Genomic DNA, 9,277 nt, shown 5'->3' with positions numbered 1-9,277 from the left:
CCGTTTTTTTGCCAAAGAAGTATATTTTTTATTTGAATGCTGCTCATAGAATAATCCTAAAATTCTGATATAGCTCAGAGCTATTTTCTTCTAAAATTTTCGCCAACCTCGGGGCAGCAAGATAAATTTCGGCTCCTAGTTGTCCTACCGATTTTTGGTTCGTCGACGTAAAAACTTCAGAGACAAGAGATAAAGTTCTTTCGTCAAACTTTGCGACTCCCATTTCGCATGCAAGTAACACTGTATTTACCGAGATGGCTGAAAGATCTAGGAAGTGATTACTCACGGCGGAGAAGTCTTTGGGGAATGAAAGTACCAGATCACGACTGCTGATATACACAACGTTTTTGTTTTTTAGAATTGACCGAATCCGCTTATTAAAGATTAACGGCAAGATCAGCAGTGAGTTGGAAAGTTCGATCGTGCGATCTGGCATGTGTGCTAGCGTTGCTTGGAACGCTAATACCCCGAGTACTTCGTTTGTTACAAGAGGATTCATTTTAGGTAAAGCTCCTGCCAATCTATCTTCCATCCAATCGACGGGGTATTAGACAGCTTGATAAATTTTCCTCGACTGAACCCGTCTGGTAGTACAATGTTTTTTATTTTTAACTCTTTGCTCAGTGTTTTTTCATAGCAAGCTTGAGCGGCCAAGATAGGCTGAGAACCGTCTTGGGAAAATGTTCCATGAGCTTGCTTGTGTATATTTTTCCAGCTTATCTCGCACTGCTGCTCTAATCGAGTATTATCCTGGTAAGTAAAGTCACCCTCTTTCTTTAACTCACCTATTAACTCTTCAGTTGCAAGCATCTCAATTCCGTGTTCAACAGCATCAGCTTCAGTCTTACCGATGTCTAGCAGTTGAGTGCTAAAGATACTTCCTAAAAATGATAGATTTTCTAGGCGCTGGAAATGGTAGTACTTATCATAGAATCTATCATAATCGACCTCATTGCTCCTCGACGATCTCAAAATCCTATCAAAACCCATCTGAACCCGGAAGTCCTGATAAGTGATCATCACTTTGGCACCCGACGTAATAGCTTCCACCTTGAACTCTTTATAGGCTCCAACTACAAACTTTCGAGTATCATCTAACTTACTATTCGGTACGGCAAAATACGCTAGTTTTTTGTTTATCTGGTGTTTAATGCTTTCACTATCGGTCTGAAAACTAAAGCGCTCCAGAAGAAACTTAACTTCTTCATGCTTGGCTGTCGCGAGAGCTTTTACATATTTAAAAATAGGATTTTCTGAATCGGTCGGTGCTTTTAGCGCCTCAGCCGCTTGGATATCTTCAAAAATAGCAAGAATCGCATCAATGATTTTTTCCTTGTTCTCCTTCGCGGCTTTCAGGAGAACAATCAGATTTTGATTGTTGAGTTTTTTGTTTGAGTATATTTGGAACTCAATATTTTTGCCGGGTGGCAACTCCGGCACCGACTTCCACCAATTGTACAGTGTCTTCCACAGGTCGATATCCCTCTCCGTTATATTTCCTCCAGAAAGACTATGTTTAACCTGAATAAGGCAGAGATCATCAGTGATGCTCTCGGTGTGAACATCATCAAACACCTCTAGCCCAATTTGCTCTCCTGGATTTAATCCAAGCAGAATGTTGACGAGTACAAGATCCTGATACTCAAAACCTAAAGCGCTTTTATCTGCCGCTGTTTGTTCTAAATGTCCCATACGCACCTACCGGAAACCATACTTCCGAGAAAAAGTTCTATGCTCAGGAAAACCTGAGAGCGAATTTGTCCGACAGCTGGCATCAACTGGAGGCCAAGCCCTAATTTATGTATATAGAGCAGTTTCCAGCGGTGGATGCACAGAGGATTTTTGACTGGCTTATGCTTCATGCACGGATAGACCTCCTGGAGCGGCACTGATACCTGCTGATGAAGCCGACAGGCATGGATGGCATATTGACATAACTCTGTCGATGGCGGTGAGTATGAGGATCGGTGCCCCCATCGTTTTAGCGATCGCCTTCCGTCAGCTCAATCTTTGGTCGGGCTTATCGAAAGGCCAACAGGTTTCGTGACCGGATGCTATGGGTCGGAAGCGGTCATTGATTGACGTCTGCTTTTGGCCGATAGCAGCCTGTTACTAACGGTAGTTCATGATCATTTACTGTTGGTCGTGATCATTGCAGTGCGTAATGTCTTCGGTTGGCCGATTTACTCTTTTGCTCAGTTCTTCGTGAAGGGGCTTGGAGAGACGGATAGATATTCACGTTTTAGATCCTGCACCCGCTTCGCGGTCGTTCGCAGCCCTCGGCAGCGGCTAGATGTAACGCGAACGGCGATAAACCAGGCCGGCCGGTAGGCCGCCTGCTTTTGCTCTTGCTTTGGCTTTTGATCTGCCTGCCCCTTTAAACACGATGGCCGGAGAGAGGGCATGCCGAGCCTAGGCGAGGCACCGAGTGAGGGGGCAGAGAGCCTTTGGTTACTTTGGGCTCCATCCAAAGTGACCCGCTGTAAGAGCGGAACCCTAAGTGGCCGTGAGCGCTGCAATGGATATGTACACTAAAAAGACCGCAACCTCAGGTTTTACGACCACTGCGCGCTCGAGCGGGAGCAAGCTCCCTCGCCACAGTAAGTTCGCGGGGCCCCTAGCTCAGTCTGGAACTCCAACCTGACTCGTTGCAGTACGCCACACCCGCAGCAACGAACCTGCCCCCCACCTCAATGCACAATCTGCGCAAGAAACGCCTTCGCCCGCTCACTCTTGGGCGCCGCAAAAAACGCCTCCGGCGGCGCATCCTCCACAATCCGCCCTCCATCCAGAAACAACACCCGCTCCGCCACCTGCCGGGCAAAGCCCATCTCATGGGTCACGCACAGCATGGTCATGCCGCTGTCGGCCAGTTTCACCATCACATCCAGCACTTCGCTGACCATTTCCGGGTCCAGCGCCGAGGTGGGTTCGTCGAACAGCATGATCTTCGGTTCCATGCACAGCGCCCGGGCGATGGCCACGCGCTGTTGCTGCCCCCCGGACAGTTGGCTGGGGTATTTGCCGGCCTGGCTTTCGATGCCGACCTTGGCCAGGAAGCTGCGGGCCAGTTCTTCGGCCTTTTTGCGCGAGAGGCCGCGCACGGTGGTGGGGGCCAGGGTGCAGTTGTCCAGCACGCTCATGTGCGGGAACAGGTTGAAGTGCTGGAACACCATACCCACCTGGCTGCGCACCTTGGCCGCTTCGCGGGTGTTTTGTGCAAGGTCGGTGCGGTCCACCAGGATCTGGCCTTTCTCGGCGATTTCCAGGCGGTTGATGCAGCGGATCAAGGTCGATTTGCCGGAGCCGGAAGGCCCGCAGAGGACGATGCGTTCGCCCTGGCGGACCTTGAGGTCGATGTCGTGCAGCACGTGGAAGGCGCCGTAGAACTTGTTCAGCCCGGCGATATCGATCACCACTTCGCGGCGGTCGATGGTGGCGCGGGCGGCAGGGTCGGGCACGGCGGACAGCGGGGCGGTCTGGGTCAGCATGGCAGGTCTCCGACGGTCAGTTGAAGCGCTCGGCGCGATAGGGGGCAGGGTCGGTGAAGGGTGTCTGGCCGGTCATCAGTTGTGCCAGCAGGCGACCGCTGACCGGGCCCAGGGTCAGGCCGTGGTGGGCGTGGCCGAAGTTGAACCACAGCCCCGGGTGGCGCGGCGCCGGGCCGATCACCGGGCACATGTCCGGCAGGCAGGGGCGGCGGCCCAGCCAGGGTTCGGCGTCGAGGCGTTCGCCCAGGGGGTAGAACTGCCGGGCCAGGGTTTCGCAGCGGCGCAGTTGGATTTCGTTGATCGGGTCGCTCGGGTCGGCGAATTCGATGCCAGTGGTCAGGCGAATGCCGCCCACCATCGGCGCCAGCACGTAGCCGCCCACCGGGTCGAGGATCGGGTGGCGCAGCTCGCTGCCGGGCAGGGCGGCGTAGTGCATGTGGTAGCCGCGCTTGATCGCCAGCGGGATGCGGTAGCCCAGGGGTTCGAAGAGGCCTGCGGCTTGCGGGCCGAGGGCGACTACCACTTCCTGGGCGCTGATCGGGCCGTGTTCGCTGTGCACCTGCCAGCCGCCTTCGACCTGGGCCAGGCTCAGGGCATCGCCGATGACGAATCGGCCGCCGCGCTGCTTGAACAGTTCGGCGTAGCCACGGGTCAGGCCGCCGGGGTCGCTGACCGTGCGCGGGTCGAGCCAGTGCAGGCCGCCCACCACGTCGCCGTGCAGGCCGGGTTCCAGGGCGTGGATCTGCTCGCGGTCCAGCACCCGGTAGTTGAGCTGGTACTGGGCCAGGTCCGCGGCGGCGGCCTGGGCGCTGTCGAAGGCTTGCTGGTCGTTGAAGGCTTCGAGCCAGCCGCCGTCGTGGATCAGCCCGAGCATGCCCGCCGGCTCCGCCAGGGCCAGATGGTCGCTGACGCAGCGTTCGATCAGCGGCAGCATGGCGCGGGTGGCGGCGGCCAGGCCCTGGGGCGAGGAGTGGCGCCAGTATTGCAGCAGCCAGGGGCCGGCCTTGGGCAGGTGGCGCAGGCTGTAGCGTACGTCCGATTGCTGGTTGAGGCCGTAGCGCAGCAGCTTGCCGACCTCCCGGGGGAAGGCGTAGGGGATCACGCTGGCGCGTTCGATCAGCCCGGCGTTGCCGTGGCTGGTGCCGTTGCCTGGCGGCTGGCGGTCCAGCAGCACGACTTCGCGGCCACGGGCCTGCAAGTGCAGGGCGGTGCTGACGCCGACGATCCCGGCGCCCAAGACGATGGTCTGGCAATGCATGGTTCTATCCTTACTGCGGGGGGCCGTGCGCGGGCTCCCAAGGGTTCAGTTCAAGTGCCGGCCGAGACGGCCTTCCAGGTATTTCAGGCTGCGCCGCACTCCCTCGACGATCACCAGGTACAGCACCGCGGCCCACAGGTAGATCTGGAAATCGAAGCTGCGGGAGAAGGCCAGCTTGGTCACGCCCATCAGGTCGTAGAGGGTCACCAGGGAGGCGATGGCGCTGGCCTTGATCATCAGGATCAGCTCGTTGCCCAAAGGCCCGATGGCCACCAGCAGCGACTGCGGCAGGATCACCTTGCGAAACGCCGTCCAGCGCGACAGGCCCAGGGCCTGGCAGGCTTCACGCTGCCCCTGGGCCACCGCCAACAGGCTGCCGCGCAGGATCTCCGCCTGGTAGGCGGCGGTGTTCAGGGTGAAGGCCAGCAGGGTGCACAGCCACGCCTCGCGAAAGAACCACCACAGCCCCACGTCCTGCCAGAAGCCTTTGAACGAGCCCAGGCCGTAATACAGCATGAACAGCTGGGCCAGCAGCGGCGAGCCGCGGAAGAAGTACACATAGGCCCCGGTAAAGCGCCGCAGCAGCGGGTTGCCGGACAGCCGCCCAAGGGCGATCAGCAGGCCCAGCAGGGCGCCGAGGCTGAAGGAGATCGCCACCAGCTTGGCGGTCACCAGCAAGCCCTCGATAAAGCGCGGGCCGTAGCGCTCCAGCAATTCCTGGTTGAGCACCAGGTTCAGCCATTGATCCAGGTTCATGGTTGCAGGCTCCGCTGATGGCGGTTGAAGCGCCGTTCGAGAAAGCCGAACAACTGCCCGGACAACGCCGAGAACAGCAGGTAGCCCAGGCAGGCCACGCTGTAGAACAGCATGGGTTCCTTGGTCACGCTGACCGCCAGGTTGGTCTGGCGCATCAGGTCCACCAGGGAAATGGTCGAGACCAGCGAGGTGTCCTTGAGCAGCGACAGCCAGTTGTTGGACAGGCCCGGCAGGGCGATGCGGGTCAGTTGCGGCAGCAGCACCTGGTTGAAGGTGGTGCGCCGCGACAGGCCCAGGGCGCTGGCGGCTTCGTACTGGCCCTTGGGCAGGGTCTTGAACGCCGCCAGCCAGATCTCGCTGGAGAAGGCGGCGAACACCAGGCTGAAGGCGATCATCGCGGCGACGAAGGTGTTGATCGCCACCTCGCCGGGGTAGCCCAGGGCGGCGAGGATCTTCTGCGCGGCGATCTGGCAGCCGTAGTAGATGATCAGCAGGGTCAACAGCTCCGGCAGGCCGCGAAACACCGTGGAGAAGCTGGTGGCCCAGGCCCGCGCCCAGCGGTTTTTCGAGCGGGCGGCCAAGGCCACGGCGAGCCCCAGGGGCAGGCCGATGGGCACGCAGGCCAGTGCCAGGGCGATGGTCACCAGGGCTCCGGCCAACAAGGCCGAGCCCCAGCCGCCGCTGGCCAGGGAAAGAAGAGACAGCTGTTGGAACATGCTCGGACCCTCTTGCGCAACGCGTCGTGCAGCCGGGCGCCGCGCCAGGGCGGCGCGGCACCGTGGCGACGGATCAGTAGATGTCGAAGGCGAAGTAGCGGCTGGAGATCTTCTTGTAGGTGCCGTCGGCGACGATCTCGTCCAGGGCCTGGTTCAGGCGCTCGCGCAGGGCGTTGTCTTCCTTGCGCACGGCGATCGAGGCGTCGGCGGTGGTGCCGTTGACGTCACCGATGATCTTGCAGCAATCCTTGCCGGCGGTGTCGGCCCAGGCCAGCAGCGGGAATTTGTCGGCGATCACCCCGTCGATGCGCCCGGCGGCCAGGTCGCTGTTGGCTTCGTCCAGGGTCGGGTAGAACTTCACGTCGGCGCCAGCCGGGCCGTAGTGGTCCTCGGCGTAGATGGCCTGGGTCGAGGACGATTGCGCGCCCACGGTGCGGCCCTTGAAGTCGGTCTGGGCGTCGGTGATGTCCGAGTCCCTGGCCACCGCCACCGACAGCGGGGTGCGGTAGTAGTGATTGGTGAAGGCGATCTTTTTCTTGCGCTCGTCGGTGGCGATCATCGAGGCCACCACGGCGTCGTATTTCTTGGCCATCAGTGCCGGGATAATGCCTTCCCAGTCCTGGGCGACGATCTGGCACTGCACCTTGAGCCGCTCGCACAGGGCGTTGGCGATGTCCACGTCGAAGCCGTGCAGCTGGTTGCTGGAGTCCACGTAGTTGAAGGGCGGGTAGGCGCCTTCGGTGGCGATCTTCAAGACCTCGGCCTGGGCCGCGGTAGCGGCGACGGCCATGACGCAGGCACTGGCGAAGCGAACGACGTTTTTCATGGAGCACCTCGATGACTTATTGTTTTGCTCGGGTGGAGGATGTGTAGCCAACGAACTCGTTGTGCAGGGTGGCAGTGGCTTCCAGGCGCTTTTCCACCTCGGGCCCCAGGTGCTTGCACACTTGGTTGACCAGCAGGTGCACCAGCGACAGCATCGCCGCGGTGGACTCCCAGAACAGGTTGAACTCGGTGGGCACGCGGAACACTTCGTCGGCGTTCTGCTCGGCCCAGTCGCAGAAGGTGTCGGTCACCAGGGTCACGGGTATCCCGGCCGCGCGGGCCTTGTGGCACAGGGCCAGGGCGTGGCGCGAGTAGCGCCGGGCCTCGAACACCACCAGCGCGCAGTCGGCGGGCGGGGCCAACAGCACCTCGGCGAAGTGCCCGGCGGAACCGTCCACCAGTTGCACGCCGTCGCGCAGGTATTGCAGCAGGTGGACCATGGAGGCGGCGATGCCGCGCTCGGTCTGGAAGCCAGCGACGAACACCCGCGGGCGGCTGGCCAGGCGTTGCACGACCTGGTCCCAGGCCGGGGTCAGGCTGTATTCGTAGACCTTCATCAGCGCGCCGACTTCCAGCTCGAAGCTGCGCGGCAGGCCCTGGCCGGTGGGGTTGGGTTGCTGGCGAAATTCCTGCAAGCGATCGCCCACCAGCCACGGCCCTTCGCCGAGGTCGTTCTTCAGGTCGTTCTTCAAGTCCTTGAAATGGCTGTAGCCGATGGCGCGGCAGAAGCGCCCGACGCTGGACTCGCTGAGCCCCAGCTTGCCGGCCACCTCGGCGGCGGTCTGGAACGGCAGTTCATGAAGGTTGGCCAGCATGTAGCTGGCGATCGCCCGGCCTGAGGCGGTAGTACCGGACAGGGCACTTTCGAGGCGTTGCTTGATCGGTTGGCTCATGGTTGTTTTCGTTTTAGCGGGCCGTTGGCAATGAAAAATGGATGTTTTCTGTCATTAAGTCAATGTTTGACAGTTAACTGGCATGACGCGATAGTCAGGTGCCTTCCCATAACAATTCCAATGGAGCCACCCATGTCCGAAGCCCCCCTGGCGCAGGCCGCTAGCGAGTACCTCGACCTGCCGGCCTTGACCCATCTTCTGCAACGCATCTTCCTGCGCCACGGCACCCGTGCCGAGGTGGCCCGGGTCCTGGCGGACAACTGCGCCCGGGCCCAGCGCGACGGCTCCCACAGCCACGGGGTGTTCCGCATTCCCGGCTACCTGTCGTCCCTGGCCAGCGGCTGGGTCGATGGCCAGGCCGTGCCGCAAGTCGAGGACGTGGCCCCTGGCGTGGTGGCGGTGGACGCCGCCGGCGGCTTTGCCCAGCCGGCCCTGGCGGCGGCCCGCGAGACCCTGGTGAGCAAGGCCCGCAGCGCCGGGATCGCGGTGCTGGCGATCCGCAATTCCCATCACTTCGCCGCGCTCTGGCCGGATGTCGAGCCCTTCGCCGAAGAGGGCCTGGTGGCCCTGAGTCTGGTCAACAGCATGACCTGCGTGGTGCCCCACGGCGCCCAGCGGCCGTTGTTCGGCACCAACCCGATTGCCTTCGCCGCGCCCCGCGAAGGCGCCGAGCCCATCGTCTTCGACCTGGCCACCAGCGCCATTGCCCATGGCGACGTGCAGATCGCCAAGCGCCAGGGCCAGCAGCTGCCCGAGGGCATGGGGGTGGATCGTGACGGCCAGCCCACCTGCGATCCGGCGGCGATCCTCGATGGCGGCGCCTTGCTGCCCTTCGGCGGGCACAAGGGCTCGGCGCTGTCGATGATGGTGGAGTTGCTGGCGGCGGCGCTGACGGGAGGCAATTTTTCCTTCGAGTTCGACTGGTCCCGGCACCCCGGGGCACAGACGCCCTGGACCGGCCAGTTGCTGATCGTCATCGACCCCAGCCACTGCGGCGGTGGTCGCTTCGCCCAGCGCAGCCAGGAGCTGGTGCGGCAGATGCAGGCCGTGGGCCTGGAGCGCCTGCCCGGCGACCGACGCCACCGCACCCGGGCCAAAGCCCTGCAAGAGGGTATTCCCCTGGCCGCCGCCGAACTGGCGCGCCTGCGGGAACTGGCCGGGGACGGCTGAAGGCTTCATCCCTTGGCACCGGGGTCGATCAACCCTTGGTGCTACTCCCGGTAGGGGGCTGGTAGCGGGGCCGGTCGTGGATCGGATTGGCCGGTTCCTGCCAGCCCCTCCAAAGCACCGGTCCCTTGCCCCCAAGGCAGCCTATGGGTGCTTGCGGCGCCTTTCGAT

General features: G+C 61.0%; 9 protein-coding genes. 1 reads left to right on the top strand and 8 read right to left on the bottom strand.

What is annotated here, in order from left to right; all coding sequences use genetic code 11:
• Window positions 1-43: 43 nt before the first annotated feature.
• From ACK6AU_RS20910 to ACK6AU_RS20875, 8 genes are all read right to left on the bottom strand, one after another.
• Window positions 44-499, bottom strand: coding sequence for a hypothetical protein (locus ACK6AU_RS20910; RefSeq protein WP_409301106.1), 456 nt, complete (start codon window positions 497-499; stop codon window positions 44-46).
• Window positions 496-1,692, bottom strand: coding sequence for a hypothetical protein (locus tag ACK6AU_RS20905; RefSeq protein ID WP_409301104.1), 1,197 nt, complete (start codon window positions 1,690-1,692; stop codon window positions 496-498). The genes ACK6AU_RS20910 and ACK6AU_RS20905 overlap by 4 nt, the downstream gene beginning before the upstream one ends.
• Window positions 1,693-2,690: 998 nt before the next feature.
• Window positions 2,691-3,491, bottom strand: coding sequence for an amino acid ABC transporter ATP-binding protein (locus tag ACK6AU_RS20900; protein ID WP_409301102.1), 801 nt, complete (start codon window positions 3,489-3,491; stop codon window positions 2,691-2,693).
• Between the two features lie 16 nt (window positions 3,492-3,507).
• Window positions 3,508-4,749, bottom strand: a complete 1,242-nt coding sequence (locus ACK6AU_RS20895; protein WP_409301100.1) for an NAD(P)/FAD-dependent oxidoreductase — start codon at window positions 4,747-4,749, stop codon at window positions 3,508-3,510.
• 45 nt (window positions 4,750-4,794) lie between these two features.
• Entirely contained in the window at window positions 4,795-5,505 is a 711-nt protein-coding gene (locus ACK6AU_RS20890) for an ABC transporter permease (RefSeq protein ID WP_185702009.1), read from the bottom strand.
• Window positions 5,502-6,221, bottom strand: a complete 720-nt coding sequence (locus tag ACK6AU_RS20885) for an ABC transporter permease (protein WP_409301098.1) — start codon at window positions 6,219-6,221, stop codon at window positions 5,502-5,504. Before ACK6AU_RS20885 ends, ACK6AU_RS20890 begins: the two co-directional genes overlap by 4 nt.
• Window positions 6,222-6,294: 73 nt before the next feature.
• A complete protein-coding gene (locus ACK6AU_RS20880) occupies window positions 6,295-7,047 on the bottom strand; it encodes a transporter substrate-binding domain-containing protein (protein ID WP_185702011.1) in 753 nt (250 codons plus the stop codon).
• A 16-nt stretch (window positions 7,048-7,063) separates the two neighbouring features.
• The gene (locus ACK6AU_RS20875) at window positions 7,064-7,939 is read right to left on the bottom strand and encodes a MurR/RpiR family transcriptional regulator (protein ID WP_185702012.1); all 876 of its coding nucleotides are present in this window, start codon (window positions 7,937-7,939) and stop codon (window positions 7,064-7,066) included.
• A gap of 132 nt (window positions 7,940-8,071) precedes the next feature.
• On the opposite strand from ACK6AU_RS20875, the gene ACK6AU_RS20870 reads away from it, so the two are divergent.
• A complete protein-coding gene (locus ACK6AU_RS20870; RefSeq protein ID WP_409301096.1) occupies window positions 8,072-9,109 on the top strand; it encodes an Ldh family oxidoreductase in 1,038 nt (345 codons plus the stop codon).
• Window positions 9,110-9,277 lie beyond the last annotated feature (168 nt).

It is taken from the genome of Pseudomonas sp. KCJK8993 (genome assembly GCF_046230915.1).
Taxonomy (GTDB): domain Bacteria; phylum Pseudomonadota; class Gammaproteobacteria; order Pseudomonadales; family Pseudomonadaceae; genus Aquipseudomonas; species Aquipseudomonas piscis.
This window is presented reverse-complemented; position numbering and strand designations above follow the sequence as displayed.

Bases quoted from the DNA above. Each gene is read 5' to 3' on its own strand.
- ACK6AU_RS20900 (WP_409301102.1), bottom strand. From the start codon at position 3,491: ATGCTGACCCAGACCGCCCCGCTGTCCGCCGTGCCCGACCCTGCCGCC.
- ACK6AU_RS20895 (WP_409301100.1), bottom strand. From the start codon at position 4,749: ATGCATTGCCAGACCATCGTCTTGGGCGCCGGGATCGTCGGCGTCAGC.
- ACK6AU_RS20875 (WP_185702012.1), bottom strand. From the start codon at position 7,939: ATGAGCCAACCGATCAAGCAACGCCTCGAAAGTGCCCTGTCCGGTACT.
- ACK6AU_RS20880 (WP_185702011.1), bottom strand. From the start codon at position 7,047: ATGAAAAACGTCGTTCGCTTCGCCAGTGCCTGCGTCATGGCCGTCGCC.
- ACK6AU_RS20870 (WP_409301096.1), top strand. From the start codon at position 8,072: ATGTCCGAAGCCCCCCTGGCGCAGGCCGCTAGCGAGTACCTCGACCTG.
- ACK6AU_RS20885 (WP_409301098.1), bottom strand. From the start codon at position 6,221: ATGTTCCAACAGCTGTCTCTTCTTTCCCTGGCCAGCGGCGGCTGGGGC.
- ACK6AU_RS20890 (WP_185702009.1), bottom strand. From the start codon at position 5,505: ATGAACCTGGATCAATGGCTGAACCTGGTGCTCAACCAGGAATTGCTG.
- ACK6AU_RS20905 (WP_409301104.1), bottom strand. From the start codon at position 1,692: ATGGGACATTTAGAACAAACAGCGGCAGATAAAAGCGCTTTAGGTTTT.
- ACK6AU_RS20910 (WP_409301106.1), bottom strand. From the start codon at position 499: ATGAATCCTCTTGTAACAAACGAAGTACTCGGGGTATTAGCGTTCCAA.